We start from the raw sequence: 25,293 nt of genomic DNA, 5'->3' as shown, positions 1-25,293 counted from the left end.
ATGTTTTCGCGATATCGACTTGGGAATAATGCGAATCTTTCGGCCCGTCGCCGTAGTGGTGAGTGAACATGATGCAGTTCGAGCACGATTCGGGGTTTGCGCGGCTGCTGCTCCCCATGTTGCCGAAGCTGTGGACGTTCGCGTTGCGGCTCACCGGCGACCGTCACGACGCCGAAGACCTCGTGCAGCGCGCCTGCGTGCGTGCGCTTGAGCGTGCCGACGCCCAGTTGCGGCCCGACAGTGCGCCGCTGAACTGGCTCTACTCCATCGTCCATTCCCTGTGGCTTAACGAACTGCGGGCGCGTAACGTGCGCAATCGCGGCGGCGTCGCATGGGACGACACGTTGCTCGAGAACATTGCTGACTCCGTGTCGGGATTGCCGGACGAGCATGTCGGACACCGCCAGATCGTCGATGCCGTCGAGCGGCTGCCCACGCCGCAGCGCGTGGCGCTGCTGCTCGTCGCGGTCGAAGGCTTCAGCTATCGTGAGGCGGCGCAGATTCTCGATGTGCCGGTTGCCACGGTCATGGGCCGTTTGTCGGCTGCGCGTCAGCGTCTGGGCGTGCAGTTCGATGTGACGCCGCGTCGACGCGGCACCTCCGCCGTTGGCGAAACGCCGACGTGAAGGTGACGACCCGATGGTGATCACCGACCAGATTCTTCTCTCCTATGTAGACGGTAGCCTGAGCGAGGATGCCGCGTCCAAGGTCGAAGCTGCGATAGCGAGTTCGCCGGACATCGCTGCGCGTGTGGTGGCGTTGTACGCGTCCGATCTGCCGTTTCAGGCCGCGTACGGAACCTGCTTCACCGCGCCGGTTCCACCTGATCTGGTGTCGACGGTGCGCACGCTTGTGCGTGGGCGCACGACGCTGGATGTGCCCTCGCATATCGCCAGCGCCAACGACGCGCGCTTCGTCCGCGCCGGGCGGGAGAGGCAGGAGAGGCGGGAGAGGAGTGAGGGGCGACGCGTTCACGTCCGCAGCCCGGACGGTGTGGCGCGTCGCAGTTCGCTCGACTGCGAGTTCGATGAATCGACGCCGTCCGTCAGCAAGCCGCCACGTGTGATCTGGTGGCAGATCGGCGGTTTCGCAGCGGGCGCGACGGCGTTCGCCGTGCTGGTCGCCAGCGCCGGTGCACGCTTTCTGACCGAGGGCCCGGCACCGACGCCTATGCCTATCTCGCACGCCATATCCGTCGCGGGCAATCTGGATGTCGACAGTGTGGCGGCGTCGCCGCCGGAGGCCGCCAACGCGTGGCACGGATCTTACGAGCCGTGGGTGCGCGCATTTGTTTCGTATCAATCGCTCTTTGCCAGAGCGACCCTCGATCCGCTCGACGACGAAGCGGCCGAGGCCATCGCCACGGTGCGCGCCATCCGCCACCGCGACGATATTCCACTGGTCGTGCCCGATCTGCGCCGTGCCGGTATGGAGTTCAAGCGCTTGCAGCGCTTACAGTTCGACGGCCGTGCCGTCGTTCAGATGGCTTATCTGCCCCGCGAAGGGCCGCCCGTGGCGATCTACGTCGTGAAAGACACGCGTCTGGCGCACGGCCCCTCCGCACAGACCATTCCCCCCATGGATACGGTGACGTGGCGCCGTGACGGGCAAATGTTCGCGTTGGTCTCCCTGGCCGGGTCGAGCGATCTGCTGCCGATTGCCCGCGCGCTCGCCAACGACGTCGTGCCGGTGCTCTATGACGGCGGCACCACGCCGCCGGGCCTGCAAGCCAATGGTGACTTGCAGCCGTTCACCGATGCGATGGCGGACGCCCCCCTTTCAAAGACTTATGAACCTCGCTGATTTTTCGTCTCCCGCATTTTTCGATAATCCTTATCCGATCTACGAACGTTTGCGCCAGGCTGGCGATTTGGTGCCCATCGGCCCCTCGTTGATGATGACGGGCCGCTACGACCTGATCGAAGCGCTATTGCACGATCGCCGCATGGGTAAGGCGTACATGCCGAGCGTGATTGCGCGCTACGGCCCGCTCGCCGTCGAGCAACCGGTGTTTCGCGCGATCAGCCGCATGTTCCTGATGGCCAATCCGCCGGAACATACGCGTCTGCGCACGCTGCTGATGCACTCGTTCAACGCGCGACGCATCGAGGACCTTTCCGGCGATATGCATCGGCAGGCGGCCAGCCTCATCGAAGCGATGCCTGCGACCGGTCCGGTCGACCTGATGGCGGCTTACTGCACGCCGCTGCCGCTGCGTATCATCTGCCGCTTGCTCGACGTGCCGCTAGCGGACGGGCAGGTGCTCGGGGAAAGTGCCGCCGCGCTGGTGCGGGCGTTCGATCTCGCGCCGCTCGACGAGGCCGGGCTGGCTGACGCCAACAAGGGCGCAGTGACGCTCGAATCGTATTTCGACCGTCTGCTGCGCGCACGCCGCCGTCAGCCGGGCGACGATCTGCTCTCTGCACTGATTGTCGCTACGAGCGGGGAGGGCGGTCTGTCGGACGAGGAAATCGTGGCGAACATGCTGCTGCTGTTCGTCGCAGGGCACGAGACGACGTCGAACATGCTGGGCAATGCGCTGATCCATCTGTATCGCGATCCGGCGCAATGGCAGCAGCTTCGCAGCGATCCGTCGCTCACGCAGGGGGCCGTTGTCGAGGCGATGCGCTTCGACAGTTCGGTGCAGATGGTCGCGCGTACGGCGCTCTCGCCGGTGCGCGTGGGCGATGTCGCTGTCGAGACCGGCACGACAGTGTTCATGTTGCTGGGTGCGGCCAACCGCGATCCGGCGAAGTTCGACAACCCGGACCGGTACGATCTCCGGCGGGAAAACCACGGCCGGTTGATCTCGTTCAGTGCGGGCATCCACCACTGTCTCGGCGCACGGCTCGCGACGGCCACGCTGCAAATCGCGCTCGACAAGCTGCTCAGCAGCTTCCCGAACCTGACGATCACCGGTCTGGACGACCTGCGCTGGCATCGACGCCACAGCCTGCGCGGTGTGGCGTCGTTGATGGCGAATTACTGAAGACGGACGCCAGACGGGACCGTTCGACGGTCTCAGTCCGGTCGTCCAAAGCAACGCGGCCCGTCACTTCATCGGTGACGGGCCGCGTTGTCTGGTGATACCGGTTCGGACGGGGTTATTGGTCGATGTGCGAGGGGGCGTCGGTGTCGTACACGGCGTACAACTTGGTGTAGCCCTTCGATTCGAACACGCCCGTCCAGCCCTTGGGCAGCGTGACTGCTTCGCCCGGACCGGCTTCCACGACCGTGCCATCGCTCGACGTGAACTTCGCGCCGCCGCTCAGGAACACCAGCAGTTCCGTGTATGGATAGCCGGGGGCCGAGCGAATTTCTTCGCGCACGGGGCCGGACTTGAACACGCCGGTCTGGAACGCCTTGTCGGGCGAGGTGAAGGTGGTGACGTCAACGGTGTCGTTGCCGTCTTCGTTTTCATGCACCGCGTCGTCGCGGTCGAAGACGGGACCGGCCAGCTCCTGCTTGTTCACCTTGATGGGGTGGAGCGCTGCGGCGTTTGCGTCACCGGCATAAATCGTGAAATACAGCGCGAACGTCATCAGCGCGACGGCGGCCTTGCGTGCCGTTCCATGGGTCCTGCGTTGCAGCATATCGTTGTCTCTGTTGTCTTTATTGACTTTCGTCTGCCCCTGAATGGCGCGTGCGCTGCCGGACGGCAGGCGTCCGCCAGCGGGCCGGGCGAGAGCTTATCAATCGCGAGAGACTTCAGGCAAGGACTGCGTGTGCGAGGCGACGCCTGTGGCGCGCGTACTACGGACCGGGCTTAGTGAGCGTTGCGGGCGTGCACCAAGGCAGTAGCCGCCGCCGTACACGGCACGCAGCACGAGACCGTGTTCGCCGCGCAGGCCGAGCCGGTTACGCAGCAGATAGACGTGCTGCTCGATGCTGCGCGCCGCCGAGGCTTCGTCGCTGCGCCAGATCAGCGACGCGATGCGCGCGCGGCTCACCCGCATGTCCGGGGCCGAGAAGAGCAGCCACGCCAGCGCGAACTCGCGGGCCGTCAGTTCGACCTCGATGCCCCCGACCGCCACCGTGTCCCGGCCACGGTCGAGCTGATACACCCCGACTTCGAGCAGGTCTTCGCTGCGAGCCGCGTTGGCCGAGGCGCGCCGGTGCAGCGTCATCGCCAGACGCGTCTGCAACTCGGCCACGTCCACGGGGAAGGGCAGCACGTCGTCGCACCCGGCGCGAAACGACAGGTCGAGCATCCACGACGGGGTGCCGAATCCGATGACCAGCGCGCCTGCGCTGCGCGTGCCGCGGCGGCGAGCGAGAACGCCCTGCAAGTCGAGAGGGCCGAGTGCGGCATCGACGAGTGCCGCCGTATAGGGAATGCGCGAGGCGGCCACAAGATATTGGGCGGCGTCGTCAAAGCGCTGGCACTCGCCATCGGCACTGAGGCGTTGGCGGATGGCCTCGAAGAGCCCGATGTCTGACGTAAGAACTGCAAACTTCACTTCATGCTCCTGTTGCCGAACTCGAATTCGTTGTTTCATGCATCTGGCGTGCCCGAGAGAAAAATTGTCGGGAATCGCGTTGTCATGCTTAAAACACTTCAGTCCGCCAAAAGAAACTTGAGGAATTTGCATCGACCTGTTGAAGGCTTGCTGTATCGAGACGCAATGCGTGGGGATGCTAGTTGACGTAAACGGAAAGTCCTGATGCTGACGCCCTGCGTTGGGGCAATGACGCGTCGTTTTGGGGCAGGGCGGCCGACGTCGCCATGCTTCGTTGGCAAGTCAGGCTCAAGTGGGCTCAATCGGCCAGCAGCTCGACCATGCGTTGTTTCGTGTAGTCGACGAACGCCTGTGCCAGCCGTGAGGGTGGATGCTGCGTGGACGTGACCAGCGAGAAGCCTGACATGACGACCGGTTCGAACGGTTTGACCAGCACCCGACCGGCCGCATAGCGCGCGGTGACCTGATCGATGATCGCTACCCCGGCGCCGTGCTGGACCAGCACGCATATCGCTGCCGACAACTGGGATTCTGCGCTCATCACCCGATCGATCTGCCGCTCGGCAAAGAGCCGGTCGATGTACATCCGATTATCGAATTCCTTCGGATAGGAAATGAAGGATTCGTCGCGCAGGTCCTCCGGTCGGATGACGTCCCGGTCGGCGAGACGGTGGCCCAGCGGCAGGATGCAGCGCATGGGGGCGCGGTGCAGTATCTCGACGTTGGCCCCCGCATGCGTGAGCGGGTGCGCGATGAAGCCCACATCGCAACGACGCCCGACCACCATATCCACCACGATGCTCGACGCATGAATCAGCAGCGTCGTGCTCACGCCGGGGTGCTCGCGCATGAAGCCCGTCAGCGTGGTGGGCAGAAACTCCAGCGCAAGCGCGGGCGCACCTGCGATGTGCAGCGAGCCGCGTCGCAACGATTTGATCTGCTCGGCGGTCTGCGCGATGCGGTCGATGCCCGCAAACGAGCGCTCCACTTCCTCGAACAGCACCATCGCCTCGGGCGTCGGATTCAGTCGGCCGTTGCTCCGGTCGAATAAGGAAAACCCTACGTCGGCTTCCAGATCGTTGATCAGTCGCGTGACGGCCGGTTGCGAGATGTGGAGCATGTCCGCCGCGCGAGTGACCGTCTGACGCAGGATCAGCGCGCGAAATGCCTCCAACTGCCGGATCTTCATCGAAGCTTGTCTCCGCTCCCCCATAACATTTGCGTATGGCGGAGCAAAAAAATGTGATTTGACCGTGCGTGTGTCGAAAATGACTCTACGAAAACCACGCAATAGTTTCATTTTTTTCGTAATGCCGGGCCATAACATCACATAACACTGCATCACGCAAGGAGCTTCCCGATGAAGACTGTCGTCCCCCAAACGCTTCGCAAGCTTGGCCGTGCCGCCGCGATTTCTGTCGGTGCGGGATTGGTTTTTGGCGCTGCCGCCGCGCATGCCGATACGACGCTGTATGTCGGCGCGTACGGCGGTTCGTTCGAACAGATGTTGAAGAAAGACGTCATTCCCGGCTTCGAGCGGGCCAACCCGGGCACCAAGGTTGTGATCGTGCCGGGCGACTCCACGACGACGCTCGCGAAGCTTCAGGCGCAAAAGGGTAAGGCTGGCATGGACGTGGTCTTCCTCGACGACGGTCCGATGTATCAAGCCATCCAGATGGGCTTCTGCGGCAAGCTCGCCGACGCGCCGGTCTATCAGGATCTCTACGACATCGCGAAGTTCAAGAGCGGCAACGCTGTGGCGGCCGGTCTGATCGCGACCGGCATCGCCTACAACACGCGTCTGTTCCAGTCGAAGGGATGGCCCGCGCCGACGTCGTGGAAGGAACTCTCCGACCCGAAGTACAAGGGCAAGCTCGTGATGCCGAGCATCAAGAACACGTACGGTCTGCATGCGCTGCTCGTCGAGTCGAAGCTTAACGGCGGCAGCGACAGCAACATCGATCCGGGCTTCAAGGAGATGGAAAAGATTGCCCCGAACGTGCTGTCGTTCGATCCGTCGCCGGGCAAGATCGCCGAGCTGTTCCAGGCCGACGAAGTCGCGCTGGCGGTATGGGGTAATGGCCGTGTGCAGGCGCTGCGTCAGCAGGGCATTCCGGTCGAGTTCGTCTATCCGAAGGAAGGCGCGGTGGCGCTCGGCATGGGCATGTGCGTGGTCGACAAGTCGGCCAACGATGCCCTCGCGCAGAAGTTCATCCAGATGATTCTCTCGCCGCAGACGCAAGCCGTGCTGGCCGAAAGCCAGGGCGTGGCACCGTCCAACAAGAAGACCCAGTTGTCGATGTCGGTCGCCGCGCGCGTACCGTCGCCCGCACAGATCGACAAGCTCGTGCGTGTCGACTGGGATGTCGTGAACGCCAAGCGTGCCGAATGGACGCAGCGCTGGAATCGTCAGATCGAGCGCTAAGCGATTAAGTGAATTCGGACGTTGAGCGGCAAGGAGAACACAAGCGACATGAGCACCAGCACCCCTTACTTACGCGTTGAAAATCTCGGCAAGCGCTTTGGCGACACGGTGGCGGTCGAGGGCGTCGATCTCTCGATTGCGCAGGGCGAGTTCATCTCCCTGCTGGGTCCGTCGGGCTGCGGCAAGACGACCACGTTGCAGATGATTGCGGGTTTCGTCGCCCCGACGTCCGGCCGGATTCTGCTCGAAGGCCGCGACCTCACGCCCGTCCCGCCGGAAAAGCGCGGGCTGGGCATCGTCTTCCAGAGCTACGCGCTGTTTCCGCACATGACGGTGGCGCAGAACGTGGCGTTCGGTCTGGACATGCGGCGCGTAGACGCTGGCGAGAAGCAACGTCGCGTGAAGGACGCGCTGGAGCTGGTGCATCTCGGTGCGCATGCGCAACGCTATCCGCGTGAACTCTCCGGCGGACAGCGTCAGCGTGTGGCGCTGGCGCGGGCGATGGTCATTGCACCGCCCGTGCTGCTGCTCGACGAACCGCTCTCGAATCTCGACGCCAAGCTGCGCGAACAGATGCAGGACGAGTTGCGTGCGATTCAGCGTAAGGTCGGCACGACCACGATCATGGTCACGCACGATCAGGCCGAAGCGCTCGCGATCAGCGATCGCGTGGTGCTGCTCAACGCGGGACGTGTGGTTCGCATCGACACGCCGCACGAAGTGTACGAAGACCCGCGCGCGACGTTCGCCGCTAACTTCATCGGGCAGACCAATCTCATCACCGGTCAGCTCGACGTGCGCGGTGGCGTGGCGCTGCTGGAAGTGCAGGGACTGCGACTGGTCGTGTCGCCTGCGCAGGCGGGGCTGGCGTCGCCGCAGGCCGCGAACTCAGCGGTCACGTTCTGTCTGCGGCCCGAGCGTATCCGGCTCACGTCGGCGACCGCCGGGCGCGTGCCGGGACGTGTCGCGCAGCGCAGCTTTCACGGCAATCATTGGGTGCTCACCGTTTCGACCGCGCTGGGTGAGTTGCGTGTACTCGTGTCCAACGACGGTGTGGTCGCGGCCAATGACGGCGACGCCGTCGGTCTCGACTGGGCTGACGATGCGCTGCGTCTCGTGCAGGAGAGCGCATGAACGCCGCGACGTCTACGCCACCGGGGGTGCCGAGCGTGGAAACAGCGAAGCCTACGGCATCGGTATCGCCCGAGGTCGCCGCTCAGCGTCGCTCGGCATGGGCGCTGGTCGCGCCTGCGACGCTCTACTTCCTCGTACTGCTGGCGGTGCCGCTCGTACTGACGTTTGTCCTCAGTCTGCACGGCTTCGATCCGAACTCGGGCGGCATTCTGCCGACGGTGTCGTTGCAGCATTACGTCGACATTCTCACGGACAGCTACTTCTACGAGATCTTCCTGCGCACGTTGCTGCTGTCGGTCGGCGTGACACTGCTGTGTGTGCTGATCGGCGTGCCAGAGGCGTACTTTCTGTTCCGCATGCGCGATCCGTGGCGTTCGCTGTGTCTGGTACTCGTGCTCGGTCCGTTGCTGATCTCGGTCGTCGTGCGCACGCTCGGCTGGTCGATTCTGCTGGGCCGGGAAGGGCTGATCAATGCCGTGCTCACGAAGCTCGGCCTCATCGATCATCCGTTGCAGATGCTGTTCACGATGGGTGCCGTGACGGTGGCGCTGGTGCATGTCCTCGTGCCGTTGCTGGTGCTGTCGGTGTGGACGTCGCTCACGCGGCTGGACCCCGCCGTGGCGCACGCGGCCCGCTCGCTCGGCGCAGGTCGTGCCACCGTGATGTGGCGCGTGGTGCTGCCGCAGATCACGCCAGGCATTCTCTCGGGCAGCCTGATCGTGTTCGCCCTCACGGCGAGCGCCTTCGCGACACCGGCGCTCATCGGCGGACGCCGTCTGAAAGTCGTGGCGACCACGGCGTACGACGAATTCCTCGGCACGCTGAACTGGCCGCTGGGCGCGGCGATTGCCATCGTGCTGCTGATCGTCAACGTGCTCATCATCAGCGGATACAACCGCGCCCTTGAGAAGCGCTTCACGCGCCGTCTCGGCTGACGGGAGGCCATCACATGAATCAGCTCGATTCTCAGTACGATCGCAACGGCGCGGGCGCGCTGGCGTTCCACGTGCTGTTTCTCGTCTTTATCCTTGCGCCGCTGGTCGTCGTGTGTCTGGTGGCGTTCACGCCGGACAACTTCCTCTCGATTCCGACGAAGCACTTCTCGCTGCGCTGGTTCGAATCGCTCATGAGCGACGAGGACTTTCAGTCGGCGTTGCGCACGAGTCTGTGGCTGGGCGTGATGTCGGCGACGGTGTCGACGGCGCTTGCCGTGCCCACCGCCATGGGACTGGCGCGCTACCGGTTTCCGGGGCGCGACGCGATCAACTCGTTCTTGCTCTCGCCGCTGATGATCCCGCCGGTGGTGCTGGGTATCGCTTTCCTGCGTCTGTTCACGCTGCTTGACATGGGCGGCTCGTTCGAGAGTCTGGTCGCCTGCCACGCGCTGCTGATCTTCCCTTATGCGCTGCGCCTGATCATGGCGGCGCTCGTGGGGCAGGCAGACGAAGGTGAGCGTGCTGCGCGCTCGCTGGGGGCAGGGCGCTGGACGACATTCCGTCGCATCACACTGCCCGCGATTTTGCCGGGCGTGGCGGGCGGCTGGGTGCTGGCGTTCATCAACAGCTTCGACGAACTGACGGCCACGATTTTCGTCACGTCTCCCGAGACGATCACGCTGCCGGTGCGCATCTACATGAATATGAGCGAGACGGTCGATCCGAGCGTCGCCGCGATTTCAACGTTGCTCATCGGGGTGACGCTGGCGGTCATGCTGATCCTCGACCGCATCTACGGATTGAACAAGGTTCTGGTTGGAAATCACTAAAACATGCAAAAGACATACGATATCGCCGTCATCGGCGGTGGCCTCGTCGGCATGGCAATCGCCTACGGGCTTGCCAAGCGCGGACAACGCGTCGTCGTTTGCGATGGCGAAGACAACTCGCTGAGAGCCGCACGCGGCAACTTCGGGTTGGTCTGGGTACAGGGCAAGGGAGGCACCTGCACCAACTATGCGCGCTGGTCGCTGCACTCGGCGAACACGTGGCAGGGGATGGCCGACGAGCTGTTCGCGCGTACCGGCGTGGACGTCGGTTTTCAGCGCCCCGGCGGTTTCAACATCGCGCAGACGGCCGACGAACTGGCCGTCAAGGTCGAGAGCATGCGCAAGCTCAAGGAAGCCGAGCCAGCGCTGGTCTATGAGGTGCTCGATCACGATGCGCTGACTGAGCGTCTGCCCGCCATCGGCCCCGACGTGTACGGGGCGATCTATTCGCCGAACGACGGGCACGTGAGCCCGCTGTACACGCTGCGCGCGCTGTTCGCTGCATTCGAGCAGGCGGGCGGCGAGTACGCGCCGAACGTGCGGGTGACGGACATCCGTCAGCTGGGCAGCGGTGCGTTTCGGGTGAGCATGGGTGACACGTCGTTCGAAGCCGGGCGCGTGGTGCTTGCCGCAGGGCTGGGTAATCGCGAACTCGCGCCGATGGTGGGACTGAGCGCGCCCGTCAAGCCGCTGCGTGGCCAGATCATCGTGACGGAGCGCGTTAAACCGTTCCTCGACTATCCGACGATTTACGTGCGTCAGACCGTCGAAGGCTCGGTCATGCTTGGCGACTCGGCAGAGGACGTCGGCTTCAACGACGGTGTGACGCCGGACGTGCTCGCCGACATCGCCCGACGCGGGATTGCGCCGTTCCCCATTCTCAAGAATGTACGCATCGTGCGCGCATGGGGTGCGCTGCGTGTGATGACGGGCGACGGCCTGCCGATCTACGAAGCCTCGGAATCTTGTCCGGGCGCGTTCCTCGCGACCTGCCACAGCGGCGTGACGCTGGCCGCCGCACATTGTGAAACCATCGCGCCGTGGATTCTCGGCGCAGAACGCCCCGCGCTTCTGGACCATTTCTATGCCAAACGTTTCGCTGCTTAAGTCGCTGGCGCGCAAGGATGGCGCGACGGTGCGGATGTTCATCGACGACATGCCGGTCGATGTGCCCACGGATATGAACGTGGCGGCCGCCTTGCTCTTCTCTGGCGTGACGGCGTGCCGCACCACGCCTGTGACGGGCAGCGAGCGCGCACCGTTCTGCATGATGGGTGTGTGCTTCGATTGTCTCGTGGAGATCGACGGTGTTCCGAACCGGCAGGGCTGCATGACGCCCGTGCGCGAGGGAATGCAAGTGCGTCGCATGGACGGCGCAAGGAGTGTGGCATGAGTTCGATGCGTGTGGATTTGTTGGTCGTCGGCGCCGGTCCTGCGGGACTCGCGGCGGCGCTTGAAGCGAAGCGTCATGGCCTGACGCCGCTCGTCGTCGATGAAAACACGCTGCCCGGCGGGCAGATTTACCGAAGCGTGAGCCGCTCGCCGCTGGCCGATCCGGGCGTACTCGGGCCGGACTATCTGCGCGGGCGTGCACTCGTCGATGCCTTCACGGAAGCAGATATTGCCTATTGGCCGCAAACGCTGGCGTGGCAGATCGGTACCGACAAGCGTGTCTCCGTCACACGGCAAAGCGCGGGTGGCGGAACGTTGCAGATCGAGGCCGGGGCCATCGTGCTGGCAAGCGGTGCGCAGGAGCGTCCGTTCCCGATTCCGGGCTGGACGTTGCCGGGCGTGATGGGCGTGGGGGCGGCGCAGACGCTGCTCAAAGCGTCGGCGCTCGTGCCGGACACACCGGCGGTGCTGGCCGGATGTGGGCCGCTGCTGTATCTGTTCGCGTGGCAACTGATCAACGCCGGTGTGCCGGTGCGGGCAATTCTCGACACCGCCGAGCCGGATGGACGCCGTGAGGCGCTGCGTCATGTGGGCGGGGCGTTGCGTGCACCGTCCTATCTGATGAAGGGTCTCAAGCTACTGCGAGCGATTCGCGCGGCAGGCGTGCAACACGTGAAGCATGTGACGTCGCTGCGCGTCGTCGGCGCGACGCAGGCCGAGGCCATCGAATACGTCGTGGAGGGCAAGACGCAGCGCATCGATACGGCGCTCGTGCTGCTGCATCAGGGCGTGATTCCGAACACGCAGGCCACGCGCTCGATCGGTTGCGAGCATGTTTGGGACGAAGCGCAACTGTGCTGGCGGCCGAAGACCGACGCATGGGGCGAGACGAGCGTGCCGGGCATTTTCGTCGCAGGGGACGGTGCGGGTATTGGCGGCGCCTTGGCAGCCGAGCCGTCCGGGCGCCTCGCGGCCACGCAGGCCGCCGCGACGCTCGGCAAACTCGACACGGCAAAGCGGGATTCGCGTGCGCTGTCGTTGCGCCGCGAGCTGGCGGCCCACACGTCGATTCGTCCGTTCCTCGACGCGCTTTACCGACCGGCGGACGGCTTCCGCGCACCTGCCGATGACAGCACTATCGTGTGCCGTTGCGAGGAGGTGACGGCGGGCGACGTGCGTCGTATGGCGGGACTGGGTTGCGTCGGCCCGAACCAGACCAAGAGTTTCTCGCGCTGCGGCATGGGGCCGTGTCAGGGCCGCTTCTGCGGTATGACCGTCGCCGAGTTGCTGGCGCAAGCGCAAGGGTGCGCGGTGCCGGAAGTGGGCTACTACCGCATCCGTCCGCCGATCAAGCCGGTGACGCTGGGCGAACTCGCCTCGGCCGTCGACACCCCCGAATTCCTGAGCGAACGAGCAGGTTTCCCCAAGTAGGCGAGACGGCTCGCGCCTCTCGCCTGCTACTTTTTATTCCCCTTTTTATTCCTTTTTGGAGACGCAGTAATGAGCGACATTCAACGCCATCACACGAATGCACGGATGAGCCGTGTCGTGGTGCATAACGGCACGGTCTACATCGGCGGCCAGACGGCCGACGACCGCAGCCAGGACATCACCGGCCAGACGCAGCAGGTGCTGGCCAAGATCGATGGCTATCTGAAGGACGCTGGTATCGACAAATCGCGTCTGCTGTCGGCACAGGTGTGGCTCAAGGACATCGAGTCGGATTTCGCCGGTATGAACGCCGTGTGGGACGCCTGGACGAGCCCGGGCAACACGCCGACGCGCGCGACGGTGGAGTCGCGTCTGGCCGCGCCGGACCTGCTCGTCGAGATCGCCGTGATTGCGGCAGCGAAGTAATCCGGATCCCATGCTTCATGGGGCGGGCGGCGGACTCACGGACGACGACGGTCCGTGCCGCCACCGTCCAAGCCCATCCTGCCGTTTGCGGAGGCCGGAATCTGCGTACATTTTTTGATGGGTGATGAGGTCAACTTTGGGAGAAATATGATTTACGGGCAGGCGCACAGTGCAGGAGACTCCTCGCACCCTTGATTCGCGTCTGTCGGGCGTTGTCGGTCGAAGCCGGTGATGCCGCAGCAATCCCTGCATGAGTCGTCCCCTTAGTCTGATCGTATTGATGGTGTGGTTGGCGCTGAGCGTCGTCGGCACGGCCCTTATCGTCGTGCGTGCCTACATCGAGGCGCATCCGTCGGCGATGGCCGATTCGCATCATGCGTTGCTAATGGCGTTGTCAGACTTACCGTGGCTGCCGATCGGTCTTTGGAGCGCGATCGTCGTGCTCGCCGTTCTGGCGATGTTCGGCGCGCGACGCCTTCGTCACGCACACGAGCGCGAACTAACGCGCGCGCGACTGGACCGGTTCACCGACCTCGATACGTTCGGCGAGATGGCGGCCGGTCTTGCGCACGAACTCAACCAGCCTTTGATGGCGATCGTGTCGAACGTGCGCTTCGCCGAGCGACTGCTCGACGTGCCGGACGAGCGCAACAACGTGCGCGTGGCGCTGCAAACCAGCGCCGCGCAGGCCAAGCGCGCCGCGCGGATCATCGAGCGGCTGCGCGCAACCGTTGGATCGCATGGCGCAGACGCGCCGCAGGCGTTCGATCCCGGTGCGACCGTACTGGGGCTATTCGCGCTGTTTCGGGGCGAACCGGATCGTGCTCCGGTTCGGCTCGACTGGCACGACGAGGCGCCAGGCGCTCGACCGATGGCCGATCAGGCCGCCATTGAGCAGATTCTTCATAACCTGATTCAGAACGCGTGCGACTCGGTCACCGGTTTTGCCTGTCCGCATATTCAGGTGTTCGGTGAACGGCATGGGCGTCGCTATCGATTTCGTGTCGTGGACAATGGCCCGGGCATCGATGGCGTCATCATGTCGAAAGTCTTCGATCCCTTCTTCACCACGCGACTGCAAGGGCTAGGTCTCGGCCTGCCACTGTGCCAGACGCTCACGCATCGTCAGAACGGCAAGCTCACGCTTGCCAATCTGCCCTCGGGCGGTGCCGAAGCGGCGCTATGGTTGCCGCTGGCTTAGGGTGACGCATGGGAATCGTAGGCGGCTGCCTCGTGACCCCGGTCGTAGCCATCGTCGATGACGACATCGCCGTGCGCGATGGCATTGCTTTGCTGCTGCGTACGGTACGCGTTCCAAGCCGCCAGTTCGGCGATGCTGCGACCTTGTTCGACGCCATCGCTGTCTGCCCGGACATCGGCTGCGTGCTGCTGGACATGCGTATGCCGGACATGAACGGACTCGACGCGCTGGAGCGCTTGCGAGATCAGGCCGATCTACCCGTTATCGTGCTCACCGGTCACGGCAGCGTCGACATGTGCCGTCAGGCCTTCAAACGGGGCGCGGTCGACTTCCTGCAAAAGCCGGTCGACGAGGACAAGCTGATCGCCGCCGTTCAGCATGCGCTGCGCTCGCACGTGGTGTTGCGCGACGTCGAGAAGGCGCGGCAACAGCGCATGGAGGGGTTGGCGTCGCTGAGCGGGCGCGAGCGTGAGGTGCTCGACTGGGTCGTCAGGGGGGCCAGCAGCAAGGAGATTGCGCGCGTGCTGGGGATTTCGCCGCGCACTGTCGAGACGCATCGCGCGACGTTGTTGGGCAAGCTCGATGTGAATTCGCTCGTCGCGCTGGTGCGGGACTTTTCGCCGCTGCTCGGTGAGTCGTCTCCGTAGCGCTACGGAGAGTCGTTCAGTAGCCAGACGGATACCTCGGGCGTGGCTGACTTTCTACGATAGCGGTTCACATCGCTACGTATGAGGAAGTCCATGAAGACCTATCACTTCGCTATTCCTTCGTTGATGGCGCTGACGTTCGCCGGTGTCGCAATCGCGGACACCGCACCCGCAGCATCGGCCAGCGACGCAGGCTACTATGGTGCCGCCCGCCTCATCGGCGCCTTCGACAACGTCAACAACATGGAACTGACGAGCCCGCGTGTGAGCGGCATGATCCGTGGTCCGAAGTCCGAGGCTCACATCACAGGGTCGGTGGCACTGGGCTATCAGTTCGGCAACGGCTGGCGCGCGGAAGGTGAATACGTGTTTCGACGTGGCAACGAGTTCGATAGCTACTGGGCGCCGTTCAACGCAAATGCAAATCGCTTCAAGGTTGCATCGCAACGTCTGATGCTCAACGGATATCGCGATTTCGATCTCGGGCATGGGTTCTCCGTATACGGCACGCTCGGCCTCGGTGTTGCGATCGTCTCGGCAGACGGCTGGCAAGGCAACGCGTCGCGCGGCTTCGCTTCGCGTACGCAGACCAATCTGGCTTACTCGGGCGGTGTCGGCGTGAGCTACGCCATCGACAAGCGTTTCACGGTCGACATCGGCTATCGCTACGTCGATATGGGCAATGTCGAGAGCGGCTTCAACACGTTCGAGAACCGTATCGGCGCACGTGACGAACAGTTGAAAGCCCGACTGGCCTCGAGCGAAGTGTTCATCGGAGTGCGCGGCCGCTTCTAAGCGTGGGTCCGTCGGACACGATGATCAAGCGGGGATCAACGCATTGGTGAATTTACTGCGTCTGTAGGTTGATCCCCGCTCGTGCCTGCAAGCGCGGCAGGGCAGGCATAATGCGCGAGTCGGCAGGTTGCCTACAGTAGGTCAAAGCCCCCTTTCGTATTTGCTCATCGCAATTCCATCTCCACCCGCCCTGGACGTTGGCGACATGACGGACCCATCCACCGACCCGATCACGCGATCGCAGGCCCAGAAGGGGCGGGACTTCTCTCGTCGCGTGCTGGGGCTGCGCAGTCTGGGATGCGTGCTGAGCGCCATCGCCGTGTTCACGGCCATCCGGCATGCGGGGGCGTCGCATTTCGGTTACGGGATTTGGGCGCTCAATGCGTTTCTCTGGCCAGCGTTTGCCCACGCCATCGCCATGTCGTCGGCCGATCCGGTGGTGGCCGAGCGTCGAAATTTGTTGTGTGACTCGGCCTTCGGCGGTGGCTGGGTCGTGGCGATGCACTTCAGTGGCGTGCCGTCGGCCGTGCTGGTGTCGGTGCTGTTGATGCACAACGCGTCCGCAGGCGGATACCGGCTGCTACGCGACGGCATTCTGGCCATGCTGGTCGGCGGCGTTCTGACGGGGACGGTGCTGGGCTTCACGATCCGAACGGACATCCCTTTCTCGGAACTGGTCGCGAGCCTGCCGTTGTTGCTGATCTATCCCACATTGGTCGGACTCACGAGCTATCGTCTGGCGAAGCGGCTCTCAAGGAGCGAGCGGACGCTGCGTCGGATCAGCGATCAGGACGACCTGACATCGCTGCTCAACCGACGCTCATGGATGCGCGCACTCACGAGTTGCTTCGCCGAGAAGCGGCTGGGGCGCACGGGGACTGCGAGCATCGCGCTTATCGATATCGACGGGTTCAAGGAAATCAACGACCTGCACGGTCATCTTCAGGGCGATTCGCTGATCCGGATTCTTTCCGACGTGCTGTCCACCGAACTGGGCAGTCACGACATCAGCGGCCGATACGGCGGCGACGAGTTCTGCGTGTTGTTCGACGGGCAATCCGCCGAGAAGGCACGCCGGAAGCTGGAAAAAGTGTGTGCGGTGTTTTCAAGTGCGACCGAGGGGCTGGACTCGGTGCGCGCCGTGACATTGAGTGCAGGCGTGGCGAACTACACCGTGAATCTGGTGTCGCCGACCGCGTGGCTGGCGATGGCCGACCACGCGTTGTACACCGCCAAGCGCTCAGGGAAGGACCGGATCGTGATTGCCGATATCGACGTCGGCTTCGACGGGGTCGTGCTGCGCTAGCGGTTTAGCGACATAGTGACGTCGCCACTCAGGCGGGTTCCTCGGTCGTGCCGCTGATCCACGGTGTGAGGGCCTGACGGGCATCCTGCATCATGAAGTTCACGAGCGTCGTGGAGACCCCCAGCGACTGGGCGATCTCGCGTTGCGTACAATCCTGGAAGTAATACATCTCGAACACCGTGCGGGTGCGCTCGGGCAGCGTCTTGAGCCGGTCGAGCATGCCGCCGATCATCTGGCGCGCTGTGACCTGCGCCTCAGGCGAGGCGGCACGATCGGGCATGTCGATGGCTTCGTCTTCCACCGTAAACACGCGATTCTCGATTTGCTGACGGCGGTATCCGTCCAGCGCCAGATTGCGCACGACTTGCATCACGTAGCTGGCGGGATGCCGCACGGGGCAGGCGCTGCGCGCATCGCATAGCTTGATGTACGCGTCCTGCACGACGTCTTCGGCACGGCAGGGACATCCGAGGATGCGCATCGCCAATCCCACCAGCGCCCGTCGGTGCGTCACGAAAATCTGGCCGACGAGACTGTCCTCCGTATCTGTGCCCATTGGCGTCCAGCCGGGACACCCGGCGTAACTCAACTGCTCGCTCATGCTTTTGCCTCCAGATCGGCATCGAACGCACAGCTGTGTGACGAAGCGACGCACTGTCGCTTTGGAACCACACTGCGGCACCCCTTGAGGAGTACGAACGCAGCTGGATGACAAAACGACGGACGAACGCCGCCGGGAACGGCGCACGGGCGCGTTCCGACACAACGGTGCAGGGAGAAAAGACAGGACTGCAGAACTTCTGTTGCATCGCGCTGACAGGCAGTGGGGCTACCACTTTCTGCAGGGGATGCGGTAAATTTGACGTAAACGATAGTGAAAATGAGAATGGTTTGCAATTGATATTTTGATATGCAAGATGTCGACCGATTGGGGAGCGTGTCATTTCGTTATGCCAATGAGCTTAGCTTTGCAATTCATCAGGATTACCGATGCTTCGAGCGCACCGGCGCGCCTGGCGTCGCGGCTGTCTGCGGACGAGCATTTCCGGCTCGGTGCGCTGCATAAGGAGGAGGATCGGGCGCGCTTCGCGGTGGTCCGGGCTACGTTGCGCGATGTGCTGGGCCGCGAGTTGGGGTTGCCGCCGGATCGGGTGGCGTTCGAGGTCGACGCGCAGGGCCGTCCGCGTCTGGCCGGGGGCGGGCCGCCGGACTTCAACGTCAGCCATGCCGGGCATTGGGGGGTGCTGGCCTATTCGCCTGATGTGCGCGTCGGTGTGGATATCGAACGACTGAACGCGCTCGCCAAACCGCGTTCGTCGTGGGACGTCTGCCTTCATGCGGAAGAGCAGCGTGCCTTGCTGATGCTGAGTTTCACGCTGTCGGGGCACGGATCGCGCGTAGACGAGATATTTCATTGGGTCTGGAGCCTCAAAGAGGCGATCTTCAAGGCGCTCGGCACCGGGTTGCAGGACAGCCTCACGGCGCTGAGCGTGGATGTGGACGCCGTTGCGCGCGCGGTGACGGCGGTCGAGGGCAAATTCGATGCGGCGATCCCGTCGGCCACCGCCGGTTGCGCGATTCCCTGGCGGACGGACGACCCGGCGCTGGCCGAGGCGTTGCGCGGGCTGGAACTGCGTCTGTTGCCCGCGCCGCCGGGCTATTCGGCGGCATTGGCTTGGCTGCCTAAGGGGTAATTTGGGTAAATTGGGTAAATTGCGCCGGTGCTTGACCGTCTTTCAGCCAGAGGAGGGCGCACACCGTGCCCTTGCAGCCTTCGCCCCCGGCAGGCTGGACGCTTAAGGAGTGATCGATGAGTTTCGACGACGAGAATGGCGTGTTCCGTGTGGTCATCAACGACGAAGAGCAATACGCCATCTGGCCGGACTACCGGCCCGTGCCTGCTGGCTGGCGCGAAGTCGGGGTGACCGGTAACAAGGCAGCGTGCCTTGCCCACATCGAGTCGGTCTGGACGGACATGCGCCCGCGCAGCCTGCGCGAGCATCTGGCCGCGCAGGGTGACGGACGCAATGGCGTTTGAGGCCTGTCGTCTGCTCTGCCTGCCCTGCGCAGGGGGGAGTGCTACGGTGTATGCGCGCTGGGCGCAGGCCGCGCCGTCATGGCTGGCGGTGCGCCCGCTCGAACTGCCGGGGCGCGGTACGCGTCATCATGAACCATTGCAACATGACCCGCACCTGCTGGCGGACCAACTGACCGAGGAGTGCCTGGCGCAGCATGTGAGGCCCGGCACACGTTTCGCGTTGTTCGGTCACAGCCTTGGCGGTTTGCTGGCGTTCGAGATTGCGCATCGCCTGCATGCGCGAGGGTGTTCGCCTGCGGCGCTGTTCGTGGCCGCGAGCCGCCCGCCCGCCACGCGCGACGACAGTCGCTATGCCGCGTTGCGCGACGACGCCGAGGTGCTGGCCGAGATGCGCGCGCTCGGCGGCACGCCGGAAGCCCTGCTCGCCGAGCCTGAGCTGATGGCGATGGTGCTGCCGGTCATCAAGGCGGATTTCCAACTGTGCGGACATTACCGGCGTCCATCGCTGCAGGTGCGTGCGCCGTTATCCATGCCGATTCATGCGTTGGCCGGACGCCGCGACGCGTTCGCACCGGATGTCCTCGACGACTGGCGTTGCGAGACGACCGGCAGCTATACGCGCACCGACTTCGACGGCGACCATTTCTTCGTGCGCGACGATCCCGCCCATCTGCTGGCGGTTATCGCCAACGGCCTCGCCCCGGCGATGCATGCGCCGCACCCGGCGCGCGCGTTGGCGGCAACGCGATGAGCGAGCGCGCTCACACACTAGCGCAACCATCTCCGGGCGCTGCCAAGTTCGACCTCGCGGCGAGTCTGCCTGCCCCGGTGCGGGCCGAGTTGGGGCCGCTGTGTGCCGGGCTGGCCTTCGGCGCACGCGTGCCCGACGACCTTCACCCCGGCGATACGGTCATCGGTCTGGCGGATCTCGATCGCCACATGCCCGCCATGTTCGACGGCGTTCGCCGCCTCGTGCCTGGTGTCGAGCCGCGTGCGCTCATGTCGCAGTGGAGCAAGTTCTACTTCCGGGCGGTGGCCCCGGCGGCGCTGGCGATCGCCGTCGTGCATGGCCGTACACTGACGCTCGACTCGGATGCCTGTGGCATCGTGCTGCGCGGCGGACTGCCCGTGCAAGTTCGCTTTCCCGAATCCAGCTGGACGCCGCCGCGCGAAGGCGAGGGCGATGCTGAGGCCGATCCGGCGTCAGCGCGTTTTGCGTCACTGCTTCAGGGGCATCTGCCTGCCGCAATGGCGGCCATGCAGCGGGCGGCGGGCGTTTCGACCCGTGTACTCTGGAGCAACGCAGGCAATCTGCTGGAGTTCATCGTCGGTGAGATGCGCAAGGTGCCGTCGCTGAGCGTGCGTGCCGCCAGCGACTACGCGTGGCTGTTCGATGGCGACGCCGGTTTCGGTCAGACGTCCGACAATCCGCTCTATCGCACGGTTCGTTACGTCACGCCGCCGTCAACCGCCATGCCCACGCCGATGCGCGCGCGCCGTGTGTGTTGCCTGCGCTATCAGTTGGCGGGGAAAGGCACGCGATGTGACGAAGCGTTGCTATGCGGATCGTGTCCGCTGATCCTGACCATGACGCCCGTGCAACTCCAGCGGCAACTGGCGATGCAGGCCTGTGGCGCACCTCAGTAGCCGCTCGCATCCTACGCAACAATGAAAAGCGGCACCGCAGCCCTATAGGCAGTGGTGCCGCTTTTGCGTCGATGGTGCCCGTTCATCCCACCAGTGCGGCGACGCGCGATGCTTGGGTTGTCTGGGCCGGTGCATCGGTCTGCAAGGGCGCGCGCGACAGCAGCGACGTTGCGATTTCGGACGAGCGCGTAGCCAGAATCGAGAGTAGCGTGTCGGACAGTCCGTGCGTCGGCTCGCAATAGCCTTGCAGATAGATGCCGGGCTGGAAGCTCTCGCGGGTGCGCAGACGATAGTCGCGCTCGCCTTCGAGGCCGTCGAGCCACGGCGCCAGGTCCGACAATAGGGCTTCGTGCGTGCGGCGCTCGTACCCGGTCGCCAGCACCACGACATCGTAATGCTGCGTCACCGGCCGTCCGGCAAGCCGCTCGTGCATGTGCAACGTGATGCGGTCCCCGTCGGCGCTCGCCTCCTGGATCTCATGGCACGACAGCAAGGCGTGGTGCCCGTGTCCGCCCACGCGCTGCTGATACAGCACGTCGTAGATGCGTGCGATCAGATCCTCGTCGACCACGGCATAGTTCGTATTGCGAAACTCATCGAGAATACGTTCGCGTTGTTCCACCGGCTGCGCATAGATGAAGTCGGTGAATTGCGGATCGAAGATTTCGTTGACGAACGGGCTGCTGTCTGCGGGTTTGAGGGCGCGGCCGCGCATGATGAGGTCGACCTGTGCCTGCGGCCATTGCTCCGCAAGGTCGAGGAAGATTTCCGCCGCACTTTGTCCGCCGCCGACGACGGCGACCCGACGCGGTGCGGTCTCGCTGAGCGACGCCACGCGGGCCAGATATTGCGACGAATGGAACAAGCGCGCGTGGGACGTGCGATGTAATGGGGTGAACACCGGCGGCACATGGGGCGTGCCGCCTGCGCCGAGAATCACGTTGCGTGTGCGGCGCGACTGCGTCTCGCCTTGCCCGTCGCGCGAATGAACCTGCAACGCCACGACTTCGTCGCGCTCGAGCACCGGCTCGATGCCTGTCACCGTTTCGCCATACGCGCATTGCCCGTGAAAGTGCGACGCCGCCCAGCGCAGATAGTCGTTGTACTCGCGCCGGGTCGGATGGTGGCTTTGCAGGTTGATGAACGCGGACAGCCGCGCCTTCTCATGCAGATAGTTGATGAAAGTGAAGCGGCTGCGCGGATTGCGAAGCGTCGCGAGATCCTTGAGATAGGCGATCTGCATGCGGCTGTTCGAGAGCAGCATGTTGCCGTGCCAGGTGAACTCGGGCTGCTTTTCCAGAAACAGGAAGCGGGCAGGGCCGAGGCGCTGCCCGCAGTGCTCTTCGAGGGCGATGGCCAGAGCGAGATTGGACGGGCCGAAGCCAACGCCGATCAGGTCGTGTGTCACAGAATGAGGGGAAGTGTTGGTCGTCGTGGACGGTTCGGTACTTGCGTGCATGAGGGCCTCGGCAAGGTCATCCGGTGAATTCACCCGGACCCGGGATCGGGGGGAATGCCATACAAAGCATCCGTTTCCCAGAAGACGATGAGCATTTCTTTAAATTTACCCCGGAGAAATTCAAGCAAATGCGACGGGAAAATTTTCGGTGTCCTGAATCGTCTTAGAGCGAAGGAGCCATAAGTGGGTGCGGCTGTCGGGCCCGCCAGTTTCCGGTTTCCCCCTCTGTTCCTTCATCGAGATCCGTGGTCTGGCGCCGTCGTGCGCGCGACGACGGATCACCCGCGGAGAGCGTCGTGTTCCTGTTTCTGTTCCTGTTGCGTGCCTCACGCTGGCTGCTTGCGGCCGCTGTAGTTGCCTCGCTCGCCTGCGGCGTGGCGAACGTCATGCTGATCGCATCGATCAATCGCGCGCTCGGTGCGCCAGCGGCGGAGCTGGGCGCACTGGCGTGGCGCTTCGCCGCGCTGGCCGTGCTGTCCATGCTCGCGCAGATGTGCGCCGGTGCGCTCTTCACACGGCTGGGGCAGCGTACGCTGGCCGAACTTCGTCGACACGTGTCGCGCATCATCGTCAACGCGCCGCTGCGCATGGTCGAGTCGACGGGCGGCGCGCGCGTGCAGTCGGTGCTGGCCGACGACGCCAACCACGTCGCCAATTTCTTCATCGGCCTGCCGACGCTTGTCATGAACGGCGCGATTGTGATGGGCTGCTTCCTGTACCTCGCGATCCTGTCATGGCCGATCTTCCTGATGGCCTGCGTAGCGATCGGTCTGGGCGCGCTGGGTTATCACATCAGCCATACCAAAGTGATTCGGTATCTGCGCACGGCGGGGCAGCGTCAGGACGAGCTGTTCGGGCACTTCCAGACGCTGGCATCCGGTGCCAAGGAACTGAAACTCAACCGCCGTCGTGCCGACGCCTTTCTCGCCCGCGTGCTCGGCTCCGCCATCGAGGCGGTGCGAGAGAATCGCTCGCGCGGCCTGACGCTCTTCATCTTCTCGGTCAGTTGGGTGCGCTTCCTGTTCTTCGCGCTCATCGGGCTGGTGCTGTTCGTGATGGTCGGTGCGACGTCGAGCAATGCGCATGTGGCGACGGGCTACGCCATCGTCTTCCTTTACATGGTCACGCCGCTCGAAGCCATGCTCAACAACATTCCGTTGCTGACGATGGCGCGTGTCGCGAGCGAGCGCATCCAAAAGGTGACGGAGTCGATGCGCACCGAGGACGTCACGTCGTCGGAGACGTCGACGACCGGCGCACCGCTGGTGCGGCTGCATGGCATCACGCATAGCTATTACCACGAACAGCAGGACGAAATCTTCCGCATGGGGCCGATCGATCTGACGTTCCGGCCGGGTGAGATCACCTTCCTGATCGGGGGGAACGGCAGCGGTAAGACGTCGCTCGCGAAGCTGCTCACCGGGCTGTATGTGCCCGAGAGCGGTGAAATCGTGTGGAACGGGCAGTCGGTCGACGTCAAGAATCGTGATCGCTACCGTCAGTTGTTCTCGGCGATCTTCTTCGATTTCCACCTGTTCGAAACGCTGTTGGGCGCGGACGACGCGCAAACCGATCCCGCTCGGATCGATGCGTTTGCTGCGCGCTGGCTCGCGCGTCTGCACCTGCAACACAAGGTCAGCGTGACGAATGGTGCGTTCTCGACGCGCGATCTCTCGCAGGGGCAACGCAAGCGTCTGGCGCTCGTGGCGGCGTGCGTGGAGGATCGGCCGTTCCTCGTGTTCGACGAATGGGCGGCCGATCAGGACCCTGTGTTCAAGGAAGTGTTCTACCGGGAAATCCTGCCCGAGCTGAAGGCGCAGGGGAAAACTGTGCTGGTGATCTCGCACGACGACCGCTACTTCTCGCTGGCCGACCGGCTGGTGAAGATGGAAAACGGTCAGTTGATCGCGGACGGCGAGCCGACATCTGTCGCATCGACGTCTGCAAATCCGGCGACGACGGCGGCGAATGTAGAAAAACCGCAATCGTCCGCGTAAACCCCTTAAATTGCGGTCACGAGGATCGTCAATGAAATTGCGGCGCGTGTGGCGCCGCGGTTTCGTTGAGGATCCAACCATGCTCGATACGATGCTCGATGTGCGCGCCCTGCGCACCAATGGCGACCTCCCGATGGTGGTCGAACCGCGCGATGCCGGTGTGCCGATCGAGGCCGCCGCCAGTGCCCTTCACGCGCTGGTGGACGAATATCTCCCGACCCACGGCGGCGTTCTGTTCCGGGGGTTCAAGGTCGATGGCGATGCGGCGTTCCGCGAGTTCGCCGCGTCTTTCGGTCATTCGCTGCTGACCTATGAGTTCGGTTCGACGCCGCGCAGCAAAGTCGCGCAAGGCGTCTACACGTCGACCGAATATCCGCCGCACCAGCACATTCCGTTGCATAACGAACAGTCGTACACGCGCGACTGGCCGATGAAGATCTGGTTCTACAGCGTGCTCACGGCGCAGGAAGGCGGCGAGACGCCGATTGCCGACAGCCGCCGCATTTATGCCCGTGTGCCGCAAGACCTGCGCGAGCGCTTCGCGAGCAAGGGGCTGATGTACGTGCGCAACTTCGGCAACGGCTTCGACGTGCCGTGGACGCAGGTCTTCAACACCGAAGACCGCGCCGAAGTTGAAGCGTACTGCCGCGCGCACCGCATTGCCTGCGAATGGAAAGACGATGGCGAGTTGCGTACGCGCCAACTGTGTCAGGCCGTCGCGCAACACCCCGTGACGGGCGACTGGGTCTGGTTCAATCAGGCGCACCTGTTCCACATCTCCAATCTCGAACCCGACGTGCGCGAGACGTTGCTCGACGTCGTCGGCGAAGAGGATCTGCCGCGCAACGTGTACTACGGCGACGGCAGTCCCATCGAGGAAGACGCGCTCGCCACCATTCGTCACGTGCTGGAAGCGGAGAAGATCAGTTTCCCGTGGCAGAACGGCGATGTGCTGATGCTCGACAACATGCTCGCGGCGCACGCGCGCTCGCCGTTCAAGGGGCCGCGCCAAGTCGTCGTGGCGATGGCGCAGGCGCACGGGGCCGACCGCTGACGGTTTTTCCCGGTATTCGAAACATCTTCTCTCCGTCATTTACCGCGTGTCGCGGCCCGGCGACCCCGTCGGCCGCCACGCGCCAGTCTTTGATTCCGTTCCTGCTTCGTGAGTCG

General features: G+C 63.9%; 26 protein-coding genes. 21 read left to right on the top strand and 5 right to left on the bottom strand.

The genetic code is table 11. The annotated features are described in order from the left end of the window. The first annotated feature begins 68 nt into the window (after positions 1-68). Genes PCO31010_RS05260 through PCO31010_RS05250 form a run of 3 tightly spaced genes read left to right on the top strand, consistent with a single transcriptional unit; the run spans position 69 to position 2,989 of the window. On the top strand, positions 69-626 hold the full coding sequence (locus PCO31010_RS05260; RefSeq protein WP_246179349.1) for an RNA polymerase sigma factor: 558 nt from the start codon (positions 69-71) through the stop codon (positions 624-626). A 13-nt stretch (positions 627-639) separates the two neighbouring features. Then, positions 640-1,803: an anti-sigma factor family protein gene (locus PCO31010_RS05255; RefSeq protein ID WP_150663256.1), complete on the top strand. Its 1,164-nt coding sequence runs from the start codon at positions 640-642 to the stop codon at positions 1,801-1,803. Beyond that, a complete protein-coding gene (locus PCO31010_RS05250; protein ID WP_150663255.1) occupies positions 1,790-2,989 on the top strand; it encodes a cytochrome P450 in 1,200 nt (399 codons plus the stop codon). Before PCO31010_RS05255 ends, PCO31010_RS05250 begins: the two co-directional genes overlap by 14 nt. Positions 2,990-3,104: 115 nt before the next feature. Here the strand turns inward: PCO31010_RS05250 and PCO31010_RS05245 are convergent, their stop codons facing one another. From PCO31010_RS05245 to PCO31010_RS05235, 3 genes are all read right to left on the bottom strand, one after another. Beyond that, positions 3,105-3,593: a cupin domain-containing protein gene (locus PCO31010_RS05245; protein WP_246184445.1), complete on the bottom strand. Its 489-nt coding sequence runs from the start codon at positions 3,591-3,593 to the stop codon at positions 3,105-3,107. Between the two features lie 99 nt (positions 3,594-3,692). Continuing rightward, the gene (locus PCO31010_RS05240; RefSeq protein ID WP_174984357.1) at positions 3,693-4,460 is read right to left on the bottom strand and encodes a response regulator transcription factor; all 768 of its coding nucleotides are present in this window, start codon (positions 4,458-4,460) and stop codon (positions 3,693-3,695) included. Positions 4,461-4,758: 298 nt separating this feature from the next. Then, a complete protein-coding gene (locus PCO31010_RS05235; RefSeq protein WP_246184444.1) occupies positions 4,759-5,649 on the bottom strand; it encodes a LysR substrate-binding domain-containing protein in 891 nt (296 codons plus the stop codon). 171 nt (positions 5,650-5,820) lie between these two features. Between PCO31010_RS05235 and PCO31010_RS05230 the strand changes: the two genes are divergently transcribed. From PCO31010_RS05230 to PCO31010_RS05175, 12 genes are all read left to right on the top strand, one after another. Then, positions 5,821-6,885, top strand: a complete 1,065-nt coding sequence (locus PCO31010_RS05230) for an ABC transporter substrate-binding protein (protein WP_150663252.1) — start codon at positions 5,821-5,823, stop codon at positions 6,883-6,885. 48 nt (positions 6,886-6,933) lie between these two features. After that, positions 6,934-8,019, top strand: coding sequence for an ABC transporter ATP-binding protein (locus PCO31010_RS05225; protein WP_150663251.1), 1,086 nt, complete (start codon positions 6,934-6,936; stop codon positions 8,017-8,019). Continuing rightward, a complete protein-coding gene (locus PCO31010_RS05220; protein WP_150663250.1) occupies positions 8,016-8,954 on the top strand; it encodes an ABC transporter permease in 939 nt (312 codons plus the stop codon). Before PCO31010_RS05225 ends, PCO31010_RS05220 begins: the two co-directional genes overlap by 4 nt. A gap of 14 nt (positions 8,955-8,968) precedes the next feature. Beyond that, on the top strand, positions 8,969-9,784 hold the full coding sequence (locus PCO31010_RS05215) for an ABC transporter permease (RefSeq protein ID WP_039397483.1): 816 nt from the start codon (positions 8,969-8,971) through the stop codon (positions 9,782-9,784). A 3-nt stretch (positions 9,785-9,787) separates the two neighbouring features. Continuing rightward, positions 9,788-10,891, top strand: a complete 1,104-nt coding sequence (locus PCO31010_RS05210; RefSeq protein ID WP_150663249.1) for an NAD(P)/FAD-dependent oxidoreductase — start codon at positions 9,788-9,790, stop codon at positions 10,889-10,891. Beyond that, entirely contained in the window at positions 10,869-11,177 is a 309-nt protein-coding gene (locus PCO31010_RS05205) for a (2Fe-2S)-binding protein (RefSeq protein WP_052252662.1), read from the top strand. The genes PCO31010_RS05210 and PCO31010_RS05205 overlap by 23 nt, the downstream gene beginning before the upstream one ends. Beyond that, entirely contained in the window at positions 11,174-12,607 is a 1,434-nt protein-coding gene (locus PCO31010_RS05200; protein ID WP_150663248.1) for an FAD/NAD(P)-dependent oxidoreductase, read from the top strand. The genes PCO31010_RS05205 and PCO31010_RS05200 overlap by 4 nt, the downstream gene beginning before the upstream one ends. 69 nt (positions 12,608-12,676) lie before the next feature. Then, the gene (locus PCO31010_RS05195) at positions 12,677-13,033 is read left to right on the top strand and encodes a RidA family protein (protein ID WP_141571936.1); all 357 of its coding nucleotides are present in this window, start codon (positions 12,677-12,679) and stop codon (positions 13,031-13,033) included. 250 nt (positions 13,034-13,283) lie between these two features. Continuing rightward, a complete protein-coding gene (locus PCO31010_RS05190; RefSeq protein ID WP_150663247.1) occupies positions 13,284-14,234 on the top strand; it encodes a sensor histidine kinase in 951 nt (316 codons plus the stop codon). A gap of 8 nt (positions 14,235-14,242) precedes the next feature. Continuing rightward, positions 14,243-14,881, top strand: a complete 639-nt coding sequence (locus PCO31010_RS05185) for a response regulator transcription factor (protein ID WP_150663246.1) — start codon at positions 14,243-14,245, stop codon at positions 14,879-14,881. A 93-nt stretch (positions 14,882-14,974) separates the two neighbouring features. Continuing rightward, positions 14,975-15,676 carry an outer membrane protein gene (locus tag PCO31010_RS05180; RefSeq protein WP_150663245.1) on the top strand — a complete coding sequence of 234 codons (702 nt, stop codon included), beginning with the start codon at positions 14,975-14,977 and terminating at the stop codon, positions 15,674-15,676. A gap of 205 nt (positions 15,677-15,881) precedes the next feature. Then, positions 15,882-16,982, top strand: coding sequence for a diguanylate cyclase (locus tag PCO31010_RS05175; protein WP_150663244.1), 1,101 nt, complete (start codon positions 15,882-15,884; stop codon positions 16,980-16,982). A 28-nt stretch (positions 16,983-17,010) separates the two neighbouring features. Here PCO31010_RS05175 and panA read toward each other — a convergent pair whose 3' ends face one another. Beyond that, entirely contained in the window at positions 17,011-17,583 is a 573-nt protein-coding gene (panA, locus tag PCO31010_RS05170) for a pandorabactin biosynthesis sigma factor PanA (protein ID WP_150663243.1), read from the bottom strand. Positions 17,584-17,938: 355 nt separating this feature from the next. On the opposite strand from panA, the gene PCO31010_RS05165 reads away from it, so the two are divergent. The 4 genes from PCO31010_RS05165 (at position 17,939) to fhuF (ending at position 20,667) form a co-directional block, all read left to right on the top strand. Next, the gene (locus PCO31010_RS05165) at positions 17,939-18,676 is read left to right on the top strand and encodes a 4'-phosphopantetheinyl transferase family protein (RefSeq protein WP_484549326.1); all 738 of its coding nucleotides are present in this window, start codon (positions 17,939-17,941) and stop codon (positions 18,674-18,676) included. 116 nt (positions 18,677-18,792) lie between these two features. Next, positions 18,793-19,020, top strand: a complete 228-nt coding sequence (gene panC / locus PCO31010_RS05160) for a pandorabactin biosynthesis protein PanC (protein WP_150663241.1) — start codon at positions 18,793-18,795, stop codon at positions 19,018-19,020. Then, positions 19,010-19,771 (top strand): pandorabactin biosynthesis thioesterase PanD, encoded by a 762-nt coding sequence (gene panD / locus PCO31010_RS05155; RefSeq protein ID WP_150663240.1) that lies wholly within the window; start codon positions 19,010-19,012, stop codon positions 19,769-19,771. The genes panC and panD overlap by 11 nt, the downstream gene beginning before the upstream one ends. Next, entirely contained in the window at positions 19,768-20,667 is a 900-nt protein-coding gene (fhuF, locus tag PCO31010_RS05150; RefSeq protein WP_150663239.1) for a siderophore-iron reductase FhuF, read from the top strand. Before panD ends, fhuF begins: the two co-directional genes overlap by 4 nt. An 82-nt stretch (positions 20,668-20,749) precedes the next feature. On the opposite strand, the gene panF is transcribed toward fhuF, so the two are convergent. After that, positions 20,750-22,126, bottom strand: coding sequence for a pandorabactin biosynthesis N-hydroxylase PanF (panF, locus tag PCO31010_RS05145; protein WP_150663238.1), 1,377 nt, complete (start codon positions 22,124-22,126; stop codon positions 20,750-20,752). Positions 22,127-22,422: 296 nt separating this feature from the next. Between panF and panG the strand changes: the two genes are divergently transcribed. Both panG and panH read left to right on the top strand, forming a co-directional pair. Further along, positions 22,423-24,123: a pandorabactin export ABC transporter PanG gene (gene panG, locus PCO31010_RS05140; RefSeq protein ID WP_150663237.1), complete on the top strand. Its 1,701-nt coding sequence runs from the start codon at positions 22,423-22,425 to the stop codon at positions 24,121-24,123. Between the two features lie 79 nt (positions 24,124-24,202). Beyond that, positions 24,203-25,177, top strand: a complete 975-nt coding sequence (gene panH / locus PCO31010_RS05135) for a pandorabactin biosynthesis dioxygenase PanH (protein ID WP_150663236.1) — start codon at positions 24,203-24,205, stop codon at positions 25,175-25,177. The last annotated feature ends 116 nt before the right edge of the window (positions 25,178-25,293 follow it).

This window comes from Pandoraea commovens (genome assembly GCF_902459615.1).
GTDB classification, from domain to species: Bacteria; Pseudomonadota; Gammaproteobacteria; order Burkholderiales; family Burkholderiaceae; genus Pandoraea; species Pandoraea commovens.
This window is presented reverse-complemented; position numbering and strand designations above follow the sequence as displayed.

Coding starts and splice junctions, on each gene's coding strand:
- PCO31010_RS05230 (WP_150663252.1), top strand. CDS start 5,821: ATGAAGACTGTCGTCCCCCAAACGCTTCGCAAGCTTGGCCGTGCCGCC.
- PCO31010_RS05260 (WP_246179349.1), top strand. CDS start 69: ATGATGCAGTTCGAGCACGATTCGGGGTTTGCGCGGCTGCTGCTCCCC.
- PCO31010_RS05180 (WP_150663245.1), top strand. CDS start 14,975: ATGAAGACCTATCACTTCGCTATTCCTTCGTTGATGGCGCTGACGTTC.
- panC (WP_150663241.1), top strand. CDS start 18,793: ATGAGTTTCGACGACGAGAATGGCGTGTTCCGTGTGGTCATCAACGAC.
- panF (WP_150663238.1), bottom strand. CDS start 22,126: ATGCACGCAAGTACCGAACCGTCCACGACGACCAACACTTCCCCTCAT.
- panA (WP_150663243.1), bottom strand. CDS start 17,583: ATGAGCGAGCAGTTGAGTTACGCCGGGTGTCCCGGCTGGACGCCAATG.
- PCO31010_RS05245 (WP_246184445.1), bottom strand. CDS start 3,593: ATGCTGCAACGCAGGACCCATGGAACGGCACGCAAGGCCGCCGTCGCG.
- PCO31010_RS05220 (WP_150663250.1), top strand. CDS start 8,016: ATGAACGCCGCGACGTCTACGCCACCGGGGGTGCCGAGCGTGGAAACA.
- PCO31010_RS05185 (WP_150663246.1), top strand. CDS start 14,243: ATGGGAATCGTAGGCGGCTGCCTCGTGACCCCGGTCGTAGCCATCGTC.
- PCO31010_RS05190 (WP_150663247.1), top strand. CDS start 13,284: ATGAGTCGTCCCCTTAGTCTGATCGTATTGATGGTGTGGTTGGCGCTG.
- PCO31010_RS05250 (WP_150663255.1), top strand. CDS start 1,790: ATGAACCTCGCTGATTTTTCGTCTCCCGCATTTTTCGATAATCCTTAT.
- PCO31010_RS05175 (WP_150663244.1), top strand. CDS start 15,882: ATGACGGACCCATCCACCGACCCGATCACGCGATCGCAGGCCCAGAAG.
- PCO31010_RS05225 (WP_150663251.1), top strand. CDS start 6,934: ATGAGCACCAGCACCCCTTACTTACGCGTTGAAAATCTCGGCAAGCGC.
- PCO31010_RS05165 (WP_484549326.1), top strand. CDS start 17,939: ATGAGCTTAGCTTTGCAATTCATCAGGATTACCGATGCTTCGAGCGCA.
- PCO31010_RS05215 (WP_039397483.1), top strand. CDS start 8,969: ATGAATCAGCTCGATTCTCAGTACGATCGCAACGGCGCGGGCGCGCTG.
- panD (WP_150663240.1), top strand. CDS start 19,010: ATGGCGTTTGAGGCCTGTCGTCTGCTCTGCCTGCCCTGCGCAGGGGGG.
- PCO31010_RS05205 (WP_052252662.1), top strand. CDS start 10,869: ATGCCAAACGTTTCGCTGCTTAAGTCGCTGGCGCGCAAGGATGGCGCG.
- PCO31010_RS05195 (WP_141571936.1), top strand. CDS start 12,677: ATGAGCGACATTCAACGCCATCACACGAATGCACGGATGAGCCGTGTC.
- PCO31010_RS05255 (WP_150663256.1), top strand. CDS start 640: ATGGTGATCACCGACCAGATTCTTCTCTCCTATGTAGACGGTAGCCTG.
- PCO31010_RS05210 (WP_150663249.1), top strand. CDS start 9,788: ATGCAAAAGACATACGATATCGCCGTCATCGGCGGTGGCCTCGTCGGC.
- fhuF (WP_150663239.1), top strand. CDS start 19,768: ATGAGCGAGCGCGCTCACACACTAGCGCAACCATCTCCGGGCGCTGCC.
- PCO31010_RS05200 (WP_150663248.1), top strand. CDS start 11,174: ATGAGTTCGATGCGTGTGGATTTGTTGGTCGTCGGCGCCGGTCCTGCG.
- PCO31010_RS05235 (WP_246184444.1), bottom strand. CDS start 5,649: ATGAAGATCCGGCAGTTGGAGGCATTTCGCGCGCTGATCCTGCGTCAG.
- panH (WP_150663236.1), top strand. CDS start 24,203: ATGCTCGATACGATGCTCGATGTGCGCGCCCTGCGCACCAATGGCGAC.